Genomic DNA, 15,921 nt, shown 5'->3' with positions numbered 1-15,921 from the left:
ATTTCGCCCACTGTGCATCCAGCCCCGATGCTCGCCAGCCGGCGCCGCCCGCCAGGCGTAATTACCCAGACGCTGATACCGCCGCGCGTCAGCATCCACAGTCGGTCCGCCGGATCGCCAGCGCGGCACAGCACTGCGCCCTTCGGGAATTCGACGTGGTCGAGATAGCTCATCAGCACCTTCAAATCTTCCGGCTGCGTGGTCATGCCGAAATCGGTGCGTTCGAGTGGCACCTCTATCACGGAGCGGGCTGCACTGTCGGTCCGCTGCACGATTTCCTCTTCGAAGCGCTCCAGCGCTGTTTCGAGGTCGGGGTAGATATTCGGTCCATTAGGTTGCGACGTGCACTCCTCCAGAACCTGGGCATCCTTGAGGTCACTGAAGAACAACCGCTGACCACGCCTGGCGCACCGAGCGGCGATCTGCTGCAATGTCAATGCGCCGGAGGCGTCGATGTCGCTGACGGCGCGGAAATCGAGAATGATCACCCGCACGGCGATGGGCAGCCGGTCGATCTCCTCCGCGAGCTCATCGGCATTGCCAAAGAATAGCACCCCCTGCAGCTCGAAGACTGCAAGCTCCCGCTCGTGGGCCGCCAGCAACTCGTTCTGAGCTGTGGAACGGATGCGCCTGGAGCGCGTCTTGCCGACTATCTCATTTCGCCGCACCACGGGCCGGTTCATTTCGATCATGAAGACGATGCAGGCCAGCGCCACGCCGACCACGGCGCCGACAACGGGTTGGCCAAGCACTGTGGCGAGCGCCACCGTAGCGACTACGCCGATATTGCGCTGTGCCTGGATGCGGCCCGTCGCATCCTTGCCGAAGAGTGCCTGGCGCGCGGTCCGCAGCGCCCAACGGTCTATGGTATTGATGCCGACGAAAACCAGAATGGCGGCCAGCACAACCAGCGGCATCGAGAAGATCAGACCCGGGAACGCAAGGATGGCCGCAAGCAGCACCGCCCGGCTCGCAAATGTCGAGGCGCGCGTGCGCCCACCGGCACGATGGTTGGCGGCAGTCAGCGAGGCTGACGTGGAGACGAACAGCCCGCCCATAATAGGGGAGACAAGGTTGGCGATGCCCAGCCCGACAAGGGCGCGGTCCGGACCGATCTGAATGTCAGCCAGATTGCGCGCCGTGCGGAGGGTGAAGACCGTGTCAAGCGTTCCCACGATCGCCAGGGTCAACGAGCCGGCGATCAGGGTCCACCAGATATCTCCGAACCCGAGCCGGAGTGCGATGGCAGCGTCGTGTAGGCCTATCGGCGCCCAACCGCCCAGATCGATCGTGCCGACAACGGGGCCGAGCTCAATGCCGGGCGCCCACAGACGGGCAGCATGGTAGATCAGATAGCCGATCAGCAGGCCGGCAAGCAGCGCCGGAATCCTGGGTGCATGTCGCGTGATCACCACCATGGTCGCGATCAGCGCAAGACCGAAGGGAAGTCTTGTCAGAGTAGCGAGGCTGAAATCTGCCGCCGCGACCCCACTCCAGGACGAGACCGCGAGAAGCACCGGGGTCTGACTCTTGATGATCAGGATGCCAACGCCCGAGATGAACCCGGCGACAACCGGGTGGGGGGCAAGCTTGACGATTCGGGCGAGTCCGGTCGCCCCGATGAAGATCATCCAGAAGCCGGCCAGCATTACGCATCCGACGAAAGCAAGCAGCGCCTGGGTCGTGTTGCCGTCGAGAGCGACGAGCAAGGATCCCAGCAGGCTGGCCTGGATCAGTGAGTTGCTGGGCATGGTCGTCACGAAGGACGACCGTTGAAACACGGAAGCGACGATGCCGCCGACAATGGCCGCGATGACGCCGGCAAGCGCGCCTTCCGCCACCCGATCCTCGCCGAGCGGCGAAAGGGCAAGGACGCCGGAGGAGATGCACATTGGCAGCGCTACGCCAGCCGTCGTCACACCTGCGGTCAGTTCCTGGGCCAGAACGCCCAGCCCGGCGCTCAAGCGGCGCGCAAAATCCGTCTGTGTCCCAACCTGCTCAACCACCATTCAAAGCCCCTACAACCTCACGGCAGTGATCCCGCCAACGCCATCCTTAATGTCGGCACGCGTCCGCGGCCGCGACCCACTACAGCACGAGCGTAGTGGCCAGCCCCAGCATCAGGCCCATGCCTACAATATCGGTCACCGTGGTAAGGAAGATCGCGGAAGCCACGGCCGGATCGGCGCCGACCCGCCGCAGGCCCAACGGGATCAGCACGCCGGAGATCCCGGACATGAGGCACGATCCGGACATGGCGAGCAGGATCACAAGTGCCAGCATGGGCGCCTGGGATGCCGACTCCGGTTGCTGCGAGGCGTAGAACCACATGGCCGCGGCCGCCACGAGACCGACGAGCAGGCCGTTGGCGATCCCGAGCGCTCCCTCCTTCAGCACCAGGTGCAGCTTCGGTCGTTTGTCCACATCCCCTAAGGCGAGGCCACGCAGCGTAATAGCCAGCGCCTGGCAGCCGGTGTTTCCGCTCTGTCCGGCCAACACCGGGAGGAACGCCGCCAAGGCGACGATCTTCTCGATCGTGCCTGTGAACGAGCCGACCACGAAAGCGGCTATGAAGGCCGTCAGCAGGTTGAGCTGCAGCCACGGATGACGTTTCAAGAAGGCTGAAAACAGCGGCGTGAAAGAACGCTCCTCCTTCTGGACACCCACCATCTGGCCAGGCTGGGCAGAAATCTCGATGATTTGCTGCTCGAACAGCCGCCAGCCGCGAACCTGCCCGAGCAGCCGGTTCTCCGCGTCCACCACGGGATAGACAGGGTAGTGACGGCGTACCGCCGCCTTGCAGGCTTCGCTCAAAGGCATATCGACGTGAAGGGCGAACGGACTTGCCAGCATGATCTGATCCACCGTCGCGTCGGCCTCGCTCAGCATCAGATCGCGCAAGACCACCAGGCCAACCAGTTTATCGCCCTCGTCCGTGATGTAGAGGTAAGTCAACTCGGTCGGCACCTGCGCGCGCCTGACGGCCTCGACCGCGGCGGCTACCGTCGTCCCGACAGCAACGCTGGCGGGGATCGGGTCCATCAGCTCGACGATTGCCTCGGGGATCGCGAGATCCTTTCCGTCGGTATGAGTTTTGATGGGCCTCCTTTGCGGTGGCAAATACTCCGCCACCTTCCGGGCGTGCCTATCCGGTAACAACTTTAGTGCGTCGCGGATGAACTCGGGAGACTCTCGGGCTAGCAATTCAGCCGCGTCGTCAGGTGCTCGAGCACGCAGCGTGCGCACCAACTTCTGAATGTCGTTCTCTTGCCTCATCGTTCCCCTCTAATGTTGCGCCTCTTGAGCTTAAAGACCGCACCGGTTCGCTCTGCCCAGGCGCACGGTGGCCCAAGCGCCTCGATCCGGAAATCTTCGCCTTCTCAGGGCGCCGAGTAGACCGAACCCAGACAAATCTGAGCCATTGCGTGGGTGCATACAGGCGGGCTGTAACGTCAGCGTGTCGCCAAGCGAATTGTCGTGTTGCCGAAATTCACCGGCTCCGCGAGCACGTCGCAACCCAGCGGCGAAGTAAGGTCGGCAATGGGCCGTCGTGGCCCTGTTCATTGGGGTGCGCTCAGCCCGACAGTTTCCGGTGTGAACGGCCGCGCTTTAACCTGGGAAGATGGTGAAACCGCCATCGACGCGAATGACCTGCCCATTGATGAAGCGCGCGCGCGGACCGGCGAGGAAGGCGACCGCTTCGGCGATCTCTTCGGGCTCGGCATATCGGTTCAGCGATTTCTTGCTCGAGTCCATACGCTCCGGATCGACGACGCGGCTCGCCTGGAAGCGTGCCGTCTTGGTGGCGCCGGGGCTCACCGCATTGATGCGCACGCCATCGTCGATCAATTCCTTGGCCAGGCAGCGCGTATAATGGACGACGGCAGCCTTAAGCGTGGAGTAGACCACCTCCGGCGAGCATCCGATATGCGCTGCCGCCGAGGCAATGTTGATCACCGAGCCTGAGCCGCGATTGACCATAGGCGGAATGAACGCCTGGCAGACCAGCATCGTACCGATAAGATTGTTCTCGGTCAGAACCTTGATGTCATCATAGTCGATGTCGAGCGCGTTGTTGGGACTGGGCTTTACCCCCTTGGCGCCGATGTCGCCGCCGGCGCAGTTGACCAGAACATGCACATCGCCGAGGTCCGCCTCGATCTTCCTCTTCATTTCGGCGACGGCTTGCTTGTCGCCGATGTTGCCCGTGACCGCGGTCACTCGTGTCCCATGCTTTTCCAAACCCCTGGCGGATTCGCCGAGGTCTGCGAATTCGCCATATTGGGATGGCCGGGTCCAATCGAGATCGTGAATCGCGACGTTTGCGCCAAGTTCGGCCAAGCGTTCGGCCATCACACGGCCGAGGCCACGTCCCGAGCCAGTCACGAAGGCAGTCAGGCCACTGAGTTCTCGGGCAGTCATGCTGATTTCTCCATTGCAATGAAATCGAACTTCTTCATGTTGGCGGCGCTGCGCCGGATCATGTCGAGCTCATACGAAACGAGCGCGCCGTCATCGTCGCGCTCCCACGGCGTCCGGTAGTCGGCGTCGTCCGCAAGACGGTTCACGCGCGCAGCACTCAGGCAGGCCGCGAACTCGCGCGCGGTCTTCGGCGCATATCCGTTCCACCAGTCGTCGGTGAGACAGCGAACGTGACGGGCCTCCAGCGCGCCTGGCTCGAGCACGGCCGTCAGCGTATCATGGTGCTCGGCGAGGATGGCTGCCAGTTCGGCGAATGGCACGGCGCCATCGCCGATCGCGCAGCGGACCAGACGGTAGCCCTCATCCGTGAACTGCACGCGATAGTCCTTGAGGTGAACGTGGCGGACATGCGGCGCGATCCGCCGGGTGAAGGAAAGCGGTGCCTCGCCGACAGGGAACGCGTTGCCTGTATCGTAGGTGATGCCGACACCGGGCCCGCCGAGTTCGCAGAACGCGACCAGTTCGTCGCTGCCGAAATCCTGATGGTTCTCGATGCCGAGCACGCGGCCCTCAGCCGCCGCACGCGGTCCCCATTCCGTCAAGGCAGCGCGGATCGTCGCGTTGAACTCGCTCCATTTCGCGCCCCAGACGTTGCGGTCGCCGCACAGGACTGGGGTCAGTGCGATACGGATCGTTGTCGCCTCGAGCAGGCGCGCAGCCCGAAATGCGTTGTCCAACGGACCTGCCACGAGAAGTCGGCCACTTACCACCGGGACGACGTCTAGCGCGGTCAGACGCCTGCGCAGGTCGACGACCTCGGCGTCCGGCAAATCGGTCAACCACGGTTCGTAGATCTCGAGCGTGCGTGCGCCGAGTTCCTGCGCGAGCGCTATGAAGCCTTCCAGCCCCGCCCCATCCGGATTGTGCCGCGGCGTACCGCGGCCCTGCAAGCCGAGATGGTAGGTCAGCCCGAAAGGATTGAGGCCGAGACGAAGCATCAATTTGGTAGTCCCGTTGAAAGATGTGGAAGCGATCGCATCAGCGCAGACCCGCATCCACGGCGATGGACTGCTTCGTGATCATGCGGCTGTCATCGGCGGCAAGGAAGAGGACGGTCCGTGCAATCTCTTCACCCAGCAGGACGCGGCGGATCAATTGCCGCTGCACCGTCTGGTCGATCGCGTCCTGCGTCTTGAACCACAACGCGCGCTGCCGCTCGGTGATGACAGCGCCGGGTTCGACTGCATTGACGCGGATGTTGTCGGATCCGAACGACCGCGCCAGCGCGCGCGTCAGCGCCACCACAGCGCCTTTGGCGGTGGCATAAGCCACCATCTGGTCCGCCCCGAAACGCCAGGCGATGGAAGAGAAGTTTATGATCGAGCCGAAGCCGAGTTCCTTCATATGCGGATGCACCGCCTGCGCGGCGAAGAAGTGATGCCGGAGATTGACGTCGAAGCTGCGATCCCAATATTCGGCTGTCACCGCGTCAACCGCATGGCGATGATCATCGGCAGCGTTGTTCACCAGGACGGCGACCGGACCAAGCTGCGCGCGTACGCCTTCGACCGACGCCTGCAGCGCAGCGACGTCGGTCACGTCGCAGTGGAGGTACAACGGAGCTCGCCCACCGGCACCGCTGAGCTCGCGCACCAATGCCTCCGCGGGTTCATCCTGCACATCGAGAAAGCTCACGCGGGCGCCATTCGCCACGAAAGCGCGGACCATATCGGCCCCGATCCCGGAGGCACCGCCGGAGATCAGCACGACGCGATCGGTCAAGCTCGGATAAGTCGCGAATTGTTTGGACATGAGATCACAGAAGCGCCTTGGTTGTTGGATCGAACAGACAGGCGCGCGACATGTCGATGCCGAGCGTTATCGTCTCGCCCATGATGGGAGCGTCATCCGGCTCGAAACGGCCAGTGATCTCCAGGTCGCCTAGCCTGAGGACGGCAAGTGTCTCGGCCCCCGTCGGTTCGACCAGTTCGACGGGCGCCTGCATCGACTGCACAGCCGGTTTGCGCGACTTCAAGTCGGTCGTGAAGCGGTAGATGTGTTCGGGCCGAACACCCAGCACCACGTCCTTTGGCGCACCGACAGGCAGCGGAGCGGCAAGGGCAAGAGTGGCGTCGCTGCCGTCAGCAGCGCGCACCGCGATGCTGGTTGTGCCGGTAAGCCGGGCGGGGATGAAATTCATCGCCGGCGATCCCATGAAACCGGCTACGAACATGTTGGTCGGCCGGTCATAGATCCGCTTCGGCGTGTCGAACTGCTGCACCGAGCCCTGGTTCATCACCGCAATACGGGACGCGAGCGTCATCGCCTCGACCTGATCGTGGGTGACGTACACAGTCGTCTTGCCGACGCGGTGGTGAAGCTTCTTGATTTCGGTGCGCATGTCCACGCGCAGCTTGGCGTCGAGGTTGGACAAGGGCTCATCAAACAAAAACAGCTTCGGGTCGCGTACCAGGGCGCGCCCCATCGCAACGCGCTGCCGCTGGCCACCCGACAATTGCCCGGGCTTGCGGTTGAGCAACTGCTCGATCTGCAGGAGTGCGGCAACCCGCTTTACCGCTTCTGCCTGCTCCGCTTTGGGCACGCCTCGGCTTTCCATGCCGAAGGTGATGTTCTGGCGCACCGTCATCGTGGGATAGAGGGCGTATGACTGGAACACCATCGCTATGTCGCGGTCCTTGGGCTGCACGGAGTTCACCAGCCGGTCGCCAATCCAGATCTCACCCGACGTGACGGTTTCCAGGCCGGCGATCATGGCGAGCAAGGTTGACTTGCCGCAGCCGGAGGGACCGACAAGGGCGATGAATTCCCCGGTCCGCGCCTCGAGATTGATGCCGGCCAGAATCTCGAGGCCGCCATAGCTCTTGTGAAGGTCGCGGATCATCAGCGCGGACATGGGCGATGCCTCATTTGATGGCGCCCTGCGTCAGGCCGCGCACGAAGTATTTTCCACCGAACAGGTAGATCAGCAACGGCGGTAGCGCGCCGATCAGCACGGCTGCGCTCATCACATCGTAAGCACGGGCGGTCGTGCCGCCGGCAGTGAGCGCGACCAATGCCGCCGTAATCGGCTGCTGCTGGCCGGAGGTGAAGACGACCCCGAACAGATACTCGTTCCAGATGCCGGTGAATTGCCAGATGACGGTGACGATCAAAATCGGCGGCGACAGGGGCAGGATGATCTTGCGGAAAATCCGCCAGAAGCCGGCGCCGTCGATGCGTGCCGCCTTGATGAGGTCGTCCGGTATGCTGACGTAGAAATTGCGGCAGAACAGGGTCGTGAACGAAATGCCCTGGACGACGTGAATCAAGACCAGCCCGTATGTCGAATTGGTTAGGCCGAGTTTGCCGAGCAGGAACGCCCACGGCATGAGCGAGATCTGGCCGGGCATGAAGACGCCGAGCAGCATCAGATTGAACAGAATTTCCGAGCCCTTGAAGCGCCATTTCGACAGCACATAGCCGTTCATGGCGCCGAGAAGCGTGGAGATGACCGTCGCGGGAATCGTCATCCAGAGCGAGTTGAAGAAGTTGCGCTTCATGCCTTCGCAGGTGCCGCTGACGCAGTAAGTACCCCAAGCCTCCGCCCACGCGTCGAGGCGGAAGCTGCGCGGCAGCGAGATGAGGCCGTTGCGGGCAATCTCCGACTGCTCCCGCAACGAGTTGAAGACCACGACCAGCAGCGGTGCCAGGTAGATGACAGCGAAAAGCGTCAGCACCGCATAGGTAAGAAAGCGGTTCCAGAAATATCGCCGCGTAGCCGCCGCCGCTTCGGGATCATGCCGGGGGTTGGGGGCAATTTCAGCCATTGCGGCCCTCCGCCCGCCTGCGCCAAACGATCCACAAGGAATAGGGCACCAGCACAACCGCAAGGGCGGCGAGCATCATCATCGCCGCAGCGGCACCCTCGCCGATCTGCCCGCGCTGGAACATCAGGTCGTAGACGTAGATCGCCGGGAATGTAGTGGACACACCTGGCCCGCCCCGCGTCAACGCCGCCACCAGGTCGAACGTTTTGATGGCGAACTGGATTTGAATGACCGCCACCGCCAAAAAAATCGGGGCGATCGTCGGCAGGATGACCTTCCGATAGGTTCGGGAACCGACGCACCGTCGATCTGGGCTGCTTTGACGAGATCCGGATCGACCGACCGCAGGCCAGCCAGGAAAAGCGCCATTGCGAAGCCGGACGACTGCCAGATACCGGTTATGATCACCGCATAGATCGCGGTGTTGCGGTTGGCCGTCAGGGCGAAGCTGAAGTCGGTCCAGCCGAGCCCCCGCACGAAGGCTTGGATGCCGTCGACGGGGTTGTAGAGCCAGCTCCACACCGTACCGGTGACGATGAAGGACACCGCCAGCGGGTAGAGGAAGATGGTACGCCAAACCGCCTCGCCGCGAACGCGCTGGTCGATCAGGATCGCCAGAAGCAGTCCGATGGCCATCGAGCCGACAATATAGAAGCCGCTGAACAGGAAGAGGTTGGTATAGGCGATGTTCCAGCGCCGGTTCGCCCAGAGCGAAGCATAATTGTCCAGACCGACGAACAAATAGGTCGGCATCAGCGACGAGTTGGAGAGCGAGAGATACAGCGTCCAAATTGTGAAGACGAAGACATAGATGAAACTCGCCGCAAGCGACGGCGCCAGCACCAGAATGGGCACCATCGTGCCCAGGCGCTCCCGCCACGGGGTTGCGGGAGACGCAACCGGTACAGTCAGGTCATGTGTGGACATCGGCTGCTCCGGCGAAGTCAGGCCGGGCGGCGCCGGCGCCCGGCCATCATCGGCAGCTTCTTCACATCTGCGCTTCGGCCGCATCAGCCATGGCACTAGCTGCGTCCTGCGCGGTCATATCCGGCGTTGCGACGAATTCAGTGACGGTATCCATGATCGCACCGCGCACCTTCTGCGGGATCGTCATGTTATGCGCCATCGAACGGACAAGCGTGCCGCCATCGATCGACGCCTGCAGGTCCTTCTGGGAGAGCTGCTGGCAGGGGTTGAAGCCGTTCGAAAGATCGACGTCGAGACGGGCCGGGATCGAGCCCTTGGTCTGATTGAAAATCGTCTGGAACTCGGGCGACAGGATGGTGCTGGCGAGCAGTTTCTGCCCCTCGACATAGTCCGGATCCTTCTGCTGGAAGAACACGACCGAGTCGGAATTCAGGATGAAGCCCGGCTTGCCCCAATCAGTCGGCGCCTGGGCGCAGACATAGTCGGTGCCCTCCTTGAAGCCGCCGGCCGTGAGCAGGCCGAGCGTCCAGTCGCCCATGATGTGAAAAGCGGCCTCGCCGCGGCCGACCAGATGCGACATGGTATCCCAGTCGCGCCCGTTCATGCCGGGGTCCATATATTTCGTCGTCATCGTGCGGAACTGCTCGAAGGCCTTGACAATGCCGTCGCTGCGCATTGCCTCGACGTCACCCTCGACGAAGGCCTTCTTGAAGAGATCGAGATCCATTCCGTAGACAACGACCTCGAAGACCGTTGAATCGGTCCAGTCGGCGGTCGAGTGCGAGATGCAGATTTTGCCTGACGCCACGATCTTGTCGCAGGCGGCGTTGAAGTCCGTCCATGTCTTCGGCACTTCGGCGACGCCTGCTTCCTGCATGACCTTCGGCGATGCCCACAGCCAGTTGATGCGATGGATGTTCATCGGCGCCGCTACCCAGCTGCCGGTCGGCTTCATCACCGGCAGCAATTCGGGAGCGACGACCTTCTCCCAATTTTCCGCTGTCGCCAGTTCGTCGAGATTGGCTGTCATGCCGGTCTCGTTCCATTCGGCGATCTCGGGTCCCTTGAGCTGCACCGCGGGGGGTGCATTGCCGGCGATCACGTCGGCGCGCAATTTCGCCAGCGTGTTGGCCGTGTGGCCCGCGATGGAGGTCTGCTGCCAGGTGCCACCCTTGGCGGCAAACATCTCGCCGAGCTTGGCGATAGCCTGGGCGTCCGATCCGGTCGCCCATTGATGCAACAGGTTGGTCTTGGGCTCTGCGAACGCGGCTCCCGCAACAAAGGTGTACGCCGCAGCGGCCGCAAGGGCCGTCCTCAGGTATTCCATCGTTTCACTCCCATGTGATGTTACGGTTCGTATCGACCGCCTGTGGACGCAATTGAGCTCGTCGCAGACGGAGATGCAGTAATCTCCGTTCTTTCCAAGATGACATATTTGAGCTATCAGTCAACGTCCTTTGTGCTCATCATGAACAAACCTTCGCTTAGAAATTGGCTGATCGACAGACCCTCCGCGTCACCGGAGAGCCTGATCGTTCTATGTCTACGTGAGCGCGGCGTGCTTTCTGCGTCGCAAATTACCCGCATCACCGGTTTGGCGCGGTCGACGGTTTCAACCGCGCTCAATGGCTTGAGAAAGTCCGGAATGGTGATCGAATCCTCGACCCACCATGACGGGATCAGGGGTATCGGCAGGCCTGCGACGACATTGACACTCAATCCCGCTGCGGGCACCTGTATCGGGATCCACCTAGGCCTCGATGAGATGCGGTGCGTCGTCGCCGACGTCTCGCATTCTGTCATTACCGAACAAACTATCCCCATGGGTCTGGACTACCAACCGCAACAGGCGGCCCAGCTCGCCAAGTCAGCAATTGCCCAATCCTACGAAGAGAACGGTCTGCCGATGGCGGGGCTCCTGGGGGTTGGGGTTTCCGTCTCGGGCCCTGTCAGCCGCGAAGGAGTGGTGCAGCGTGCGAGTATTGTTCCGACCTGGGCCGGGGTCAACATCCGCGATGTGTTCGGGCCGGTTCTCGAACAGCCGATTTTCGCCGATAACGAGAGCAACTGCTCGGCCATTGCGGAGCTGATGTGGGGCGCGGCTGTCGGCCAAGATGATTTCGTGCTGTTCAAGATCGATCTGGGCGTCGGCGGGGCCATTGTCCAGCATGGCCGGCTGGTGACTGGCATCGCCGGCGGTGCCGGCGAATTCGGGCACATCAGCGTGGATCCCAGCGGCGATCTTTGCCGGTGCGGCAATCGCGGATGCCTCGAGCTTTATGCGAGCTTTGCCCGGCCGCTCGAGCAGATTTCGCGCATCGTGCGGCGGCCGGTCACGATGGACGAGGTGATCATGATGGCTGAACAGGGCGACGTCGGGGCGCTGCGGATGATCGAGGACACCGCCGAGTTCGCCGGCCGTGGTCTTGGCTTGATCGGCTCGGTGATCAATCCGCCACTCATCATTATCGGTGGCCGCATGGCTTTGGCGGGCGATATTCTCCTGGCACCGCTGATCGCGTCATATGAACGCCACACGCTCATCAAGTCCCGCGATGTCGCGCCCGCCCTGCGCACGCGGATAATTGTTGGCAAGCACACAGAGAACGACGCTTTGCTGGGCGCAGTCGGCCTCGTGCTGCGACACAACAGCCGACTGCAATGATCCGGCCTTGCTCGCCGAATAGCGCCGACCGATTGCCCCTTACTCCCACTCGATTGATGCCCAATCACGAGGATGAGGACAGCGATCCTGTGGGCTGCTCCGGTCCCGCAACGGTTCTGACGTGCCTGCCACGGACCATAAGGCGGCATGAACTCAGGTTGATCATCCCATTCGCTGACAGCACGATCTATGAGATGGAGAAACGAGGTGAATTGCCGAGCAGCGCCGACAGACATATCTGGCCGGACGCGCGAAGCTTGCTCATGGCCCTGACCTCCGTCAGCGGAAAGTCCGGCCGGTGAAAGCGCAGCAGCCGGATATTTAGTAGAGGCAGCCAGAAGCTATCGCGCCATGTTCAAGCGCGATAGTTTCGGGCATTAACTGAGTTTGGCGAAAGAGACAGATCTGCAATTGGCCCCGATTGTTGGGAGACGGGCAAATTTGTTACAAAACCTCGGATATAAGGCCGCATGACCGAGAAATGATATAAGTTGTCACGGTGGTTGCGACCTAGAGATATTCCTCTCAATGGCCGCATTTCTGTTGACTTCGCTCCGGCTCCAGATGGCAAATTGTGCCAATTTGACCCATCTCGGTCGGCAACTTCGCGCCATGAGCCGACCTTAGATACCGTGATCCTCGACCATTTGTCTCACTTCGATAGCGGACGAGATCATTGTTGATTGCCGCGAGCCCGGATTACGACCGCGAAGCGGTCAAAAATCCAAATCCATATCGTGATGATGATGCTCGTGACCGGGAAGCTCCGGCGGCGGCGGGCCAGGCACTTCGGCCACCATGGCCTCCGTCATGATGAGGAGGCCTGCCACCGAGGCTGCGCCCTGGAGCGCCGTTCGCACCACTTTGGCCGGGTCGATGATGCCCTTTGACACCAGATCCCCGTACACGCCCGATTGGGCATCGTAGCCATAGGCGTTGTCGTCGTTTTCGAGGATCCCGGCGATGACGACCGAGCCTTCCAGGCCGGCATTGATCGCGATTTGCCGAGCCGGCCAGGTGATCGCCTTCCTGACGATCGCGATGCCGACCTGCTGGTCCTCGTTGCTGCCCTTGAGCTTCTTGAGCGCCCTGCCGGCGCGCAGCAAGGCGACCCCACCGCCGGGGAGAATGCCCTCTGCAACCGCGGCTCTTGTCGCGTTCATCGCGTCATCGATGCGATCCTTCTTCTCCCTGACCTCGACCTCGGTTGCACCGCCGACCCGGATAACGGCGACGCCACCGGCGAGCCTGGCCAGCCGCTCCTGGAGCTTCTCGCGGTCGAAATCGGAGGTGGTTTCCGCAAGCTCGAGCTTGATCTCGGCGATGCGGGCCTCGATCCTTTCCCGCTTGCCGGCGCCACCGACAATCGTGGTGTTTGCCTTGTCGATCATCACCTTCTTGGTGCGCCCGAGCATATCGAGGGAAGCATGCTCGAGCTTGATGCCCAAATCCTCCGAGATCACCGTTGCGCCGGTCATCAGTGCGAGATCCTGCAGCATCGCCTTGCGGAGGTTTCCGTAGGCCGGCGCCTTCACGGCTGCAACCTTGAGAGCGCCGCGCAACTTGTTGACCACCAGCGCCGCCATCACCTCACTCTCGACATCATCGGCGATGATGAGCAGCGGCTTGCCGGCCTGCACCACCTTCTCCAGCAGCGGCAGTATTTCGTTCAGACTGGACAGTTTCTTCTCGCTGATGAGGACATAGGCATCCTGCATCTCGACCCGCATCTTTGCGCGATTGGTGATGAAATGGGGCGAGATATAGCCGCGGTCGAACTGCATGCCCTCGACGAATTCGAGTTCGGTTTCGAGCGACGTCCCGTCCTCGACAGTGATCACGCCGTCATTGCCGACCCTCTTCATGGCGTCGGCGAGGCAGCGGCCGATCTCCCTGTCGCCGTTGGCCGAGATGGTGCCGACTTGCGCAATCTCGACGTTCGAGGTGACCTTCGTGGCACTGTTTTTGAGTTCCGCGACGACGGCTTCGACCGCGAAATCGATGCCGCGCTTCAGGTCCATGGGATTCATGCCGGCGGCCACCGCCTTGGCGCCCTCCCGGGCGATCGCATGCGCGAGCACGACGGCGGTGGTCGTGCCGTCGCCGGCCTGATAGGAGGTTTTTGTTGCTATCTCACGCACCATCTGGGCGCCCATGTTCTCGAACTTGTTGTCGAGTTCGATTTCCCTGGCGACGGTCACGCCGTCCTTCGTGACCCGCGGCGCGCCGTGCTCCCTGCCGATCGCGACGTTGCGCCCCCGCGGGCCAAGCGTGACGCTCACCGCATTCGCCAGGGTGTCAATGCCGCGCAGCATTCTGTCGCGAGCCTCGAACGAAAACATGATCTCCTTGGCAGCCATTTCCTTGATCCTTAGACCTAATCTACGGGGAACGGCGAAGCTTCATTCGGCCGCTCAGGCGAGATTGTCCCGTGGCAGCCCGAGCCGATTCCAGACATCGAACAAAGCTGCTGCGAGCCGATCAATCATGATGTCCTCATGACAAGGTGTCGGCGTGATGCGCAGCCGCTCAGTTCCCTTCGCCACGGTCGGATAATTGATCGGCTGGATATAGATGTCGTGATCGCTCAGCAGCAGGTCGCTCGCCGCTTTGCATTGCGCCGGATCGCCGACTGCCACCGGAACGATATGGGTGTCGCTCAGGATGACCGGCAGCGCAGCGGCACCCAGCGCCGCCTTGACCCGCCGGACGCGGTCCTGCTGGCGCTTGCGCTCCCACTGCGAGGTTTTCAGATGCCGGATCGCCGCTGTGGCCGCTGCGCAGATCGCCGGCGGCAACGCAGTGGTGAAGATGAAACCCGGAGCATAGGAACGAACCGCATCGATCAGCACAGCACTTCCCGTGATATAGCCGCCGAGGCAGCCGAAGGCCTTGGCGAGCGTGCCTTCGATCACATCGATCCGGTTCATGGCGCCGTCGCGCGCGGCGATGCCGGCGCCGCGAGGGCCGTACATGCCCACAGCATGGACTTCGTCAAGATAGGTCATTGCGCCGTACCGATCGGCGATTTCGCAAATGCGATTGATTGGCGCGACGTCGCCGCCCATCGAATAGAGACTTTCGAAGACGATGAGTTTTGGCCGGTCCGGACCCGCCGCCTTCAACAATTCCTCGAGATGATCGACGTCGTTGTGGCGGAAGATGCTCTTCTCCGTACCGGACTGGCGGATGCCCTCGATCATCGAATTGTGGTTGAGCGCATCGGACAGGATCAGACAACCGGGGATCAGCTTGGCGATGGTCGAGATGCCAGTCTGATTCGAAACATAGCCGGACGTAAAGACCAGCGCCGCCTCCTTGCCGTGAAGATCGGCAAGCTCGCTCTCGAGCTCTAGGAGCGGATGGCTGGTACCGGAGATATTGCGCGTCCCGCCGGCCCCCGTTCCCAGGCGGGTAGCAGTCTCCACCATGGCGGCGACCACTTTTGGGTTTTGTCCCATCCCGAGATAGTCGTTGGAGCACCAGATCACGACGTCCTTCGGTCCATGCGGGGAATGCCACACGGCATTGGGAAAGCGTCCGGCGAGGCGCTCAAGGTCCGCGAACACACGGTAGCGCCGTTCCTCCTGCAGACGCGCGATCGCATCTGCAAAGAAACCGTCATAACTCATATTGCGTGGCCCTAAGATACGGCCTTGCCCATCGGCCTTATCGCCCGCATCTCCGGTCATCGGAGGTCCAAATCGCCGCGACGCAATGACGTTCTTTACGCCGCCAGGTTTGCCGGTGTGCAACGCTGTGGGTTCCGCCATCGCCCGATTCCCCTGCTTGCATCCGAATTATGTCGAAGCGCGATGCGCGCGGATCCTGCTCGCATCGTTCCTCACGACCCGCGTTCAGGAAGGTCGAAGTTGAGCTGCAACATTCGCGCGATGTTTATCAGTATCGTCTCGCAGACCTTATCTTGATTAGGATCCAGATATTTGACAGTCCAGTTTGCCCCGTTCTCCTTGGTTTCGAGCCGCTGAATCACAAAATCGGTAACGTGCCCGCACCCCGGCTCCTTATGAAGATCCGCGAGGATCAATGCCTTAAGCTCCGAAGCTTCCTTTGTATGCC

At 61.9% G+C, this 15,921-nt stretch carries 14 protein-coding genes; 1 reads left to right on the top strand and 13 read right to left on the bottom strand.

The window, feature by feature from the left end; genetic code table 11:
• The 10 genes from EOA86_RS03055 to EOA86_RS03015 form a co-directional block, all read right to left on the bottom strand.
• The coding region (locus EOA86_RS03055) for a SulP family inorganic anion transporter (RefSeq protein ID WP_164891535.1) at positions 1-1,964 on the bottom strand (1,964 nt) is incomplete at its 3' end.
• Between the two features lie 124 nt (positions 1,965-2,088).
• Entirely contained in the window at positions 2,089-3,276 is a 1,188-nt protein-coding gene (locus EOA86_RS03050) for a magnesium transporter (protein WP_128340674.1), read from the bottom strand.
• Between the two features lie 333 nt (positions 3,277-3,609).
• Positions 3,610-4,422, bottom strand: coding sequence for an SDR family oxidoreductase (locus EOA86_RS03045; protein ID WP_128340673.1), 813 nt, complete (start codon positions 4,420-4,422; stop codon positions 3,610-3,612).
• Positions 4,419-5,420, bottom strand: coding sequence for a TIM barrel protein (locus EOA86_RS03040; protein WP_128340676.1), 1,002 nt, complete (start codon positions 5,418-5,420; stop codon positions 4,419-4,421). Before EOA86_RS03040 ends, EOA86_RS03045 begins: the two co-directional genes overlap by 4 nt.
• Positions 5,421-5,460: 40 nt before the next feature.
• Entirely contained in the window at positions 5,461-6,234 is a 774-nt protein-coding gene (locus EOA86_RS03035) for an SDR family NAD(P)-dependent oxidoreductase (RefSeq protein ID WP_128340672.1), read from the bottom strand.
• A 4-nt stretch (positions 6,235-6,238) separates the two neighbouring features.
• Complete coding sequence (gene ugpC, locus EOA86_RS03030; RefSeq protein WP_065007049.1) at positions 6,239-7,336, bottom strand: sn-glycerol-3-phosphate ABC transporter ATP-binding protein UgpC; 1,098 nt, start codon at positions 7,334-7,336, stop codon at positions 6,239-6,241.
• A 10-nt stretch (positions 7,337-7,346) separates the two neighbouring features.
• Positions 7,347-8,249, bottom strand: a complete 903-nt coding sequence (locus tag EOA86_RS03025; RefSeq protein ID WP_127208056.1) for a carbohydrate ABC transporter permease — start codon at positions 8,247-8,249, stop codon at positions 7,347-7,349.
• Positions 8,242-8,412, bottom strand: a complete 171-nt coding sequence (locus EOA86_RS41405) for a hypothetical protein (protein WP_348633316.1) — start codon at positions 8,410-8,412, stop codon at positions 8,242-8,244. The genes EOA86_RS03025 and EOA86_RS41405 overlap by 8 nt, the downstream gene beginning before the upstream one ends.
• A 17-nt stretch (positions 8,413-8,429) precedes the next feature.
• Entirely contained in the window at positions 8,430-9,176 is a 747-nt protein-coding gene (locus tag EOA86_RS03020) for a sugar ABC transporter permease (protein WP_348633315.1), read from the bottom strand.
• A 61-nt stretch (positions 9,177-9,237) separates the two neighbouring features.
• Entirely contained in the window at positions 9,238-10,503 is a 1,266-nt protein-coding gene (locus tag EOA86_RS03015) for an ABC transporter substrate-binding protein (RefSeq protein ID WP_128340671.1), read from the bottom strand.
• Between the two features lie 141 nt (positions 10,504-10,644).
• Between EOA86_RS03015 and EOA86_RS03010 the strand changes: the two genes are divergently transcribed.
• Positions 10,645-11,841 (top strand): ROK family transcriptional regulator, encoded by a 1,197-nt coding sequence (locus EOA86_RS03010; protein WP_206629952.1) that lies wholly within the window; start codon positions 10,645-10,647, stop codon positions 11,839-11,841.
• A gap of 716 nt (positions 11,842-12,557) precedes the next feature.
• Here the strand turns inward: EOA86_RS03010 and groL are convergent.
• The 3 genes from groL to EOA86_RS02990 form a co-directional block, all read right to left on the bottom strand.
• The gene (gene groL, locus EOA86_RS03000) at positions 12,558-14,201 is read right to left on the bottom strand and encodes a chaperonin GroEL (protein ID WP_128340669.1); all 1,644 of its coding nucleotides are present in this window, start codon (positions 14,199-14,201) and stop codon (positions 12,558-12,560) included.
• 54 nt (positions 14,202-14,255) lie between these two features.
• Positions 14,256-15,473, bottom strand: a complete 1,218-nt coding sequence (gene hemA / locus EOA86_RS02995) for a 5-aminolevulinate synthase (protein WP_127208051.1) — start codon at positions 15,471-15,473, stop codon at positions 14,256-14,258.
• Positions 15,474-15,685: 212 nt separating this feature from the next.
• Positions 15,686-15,921: hypothetical protein (locus EOA86_RS02990; protein ID WP_128340668.1), on the bottom strand; the 236-nt coding region annotated here is incomplete at its 5' end.

This window comes from Mesorhizobium sp. M5C.F.Ca.IN.020.32.2.1, from assembly GCF_004023105.1.
Taxonomy (GTDB): Bacteria; Pseudomonadota; Alphaproteobacteria; order Rhizobiales; family Rhizobiaceae; genus Mesorhizobium; species Mesorhizobium wenxiniae.
The sequence above is the reverse complement of the archived record's forward strand: the minus strand, read 5'-3'. Positions and strand labels throughout refer to the sequence as shown.

Bases quoted from the DNA above. Each gene is read 5' to 3' on its own strand.
- EOA86_RS03045 (WP_128340673.1), bottom strand. From the start codon at position 4,422: ATGACTGCCCGAGAACTCAGTGGCCTGACTGCCTTCGTGACTGGCTCG.
- hemA (WP_127208051.1), bottom strand. From the start codon at position 15,473: ATGAGTTATGACGGTTTCTTTGCAGATGCGATCGCGCGTCTGCAGGAG.
- EOA86_RS03015 (WP_128340671.1), bottom strand. From the start codon at position 10,503: ATGGAATACCTGAGGACGGCCCTTGCGGCCGCTGCGGCGTACACCTTT.
- EOA86_RS03035 (WP_128340672.1), bottom strand. From the start codon at position 6,234: ATGTCCAAACAATTCGCGACTTATCCGAGCTTGACCGATCGCGTCGTG.
- groL (WP_128340669.1), bottom strand. From the start codon at position 14,201: ATGGCTGCCAAGGAGATCATGTTTTCGTTCGAGGCTCGCGACAGAATG.
- EOA86_RS03040 (WP_128340676.1), bottom strand. From the start codon at position 5,420: ATGCTTCGTCTCGGCCTCAATCCTTTCGGGCTGACCTACCATCTCGGC.
- EOA86_RS03025 (WP_127208056.1), bottom strand. From the start codon at position 8,249: ATGGCTGAAATTGCCCCCAACCCCCGGCATGATCCCGAAGCGGCGGCG.
- EOA86_RS03050 (WP_128340674.1), bottom strand. From the start codon at position 3,276: ATGAGGCAAGAGAACGACATTCAGAAGTTGGTGCGCACGCTGCGTGCT.
- EOA86_RS03010 (WP_206629952.1), top strand. From the start codon at position 10,645: ATGAACAAACCTTCGCTTAGAAATTGGCTGATCGACAGACCCTCCGCG.
- EOA86_RS03020 (WP_348633315.1), bottom strand. From the start codon at position 9,176: ATGTCCACACATGACCTGACTGTACCGGTTGCGTCTCCCGCAACCCCG.
- ugpC (WP_065007049.1), bottom strand. From the start codon at position 7,336: ATGTCCGCGCTGATGATCCGCGACCTTCACAAGAGCTATGGCGGCCTC.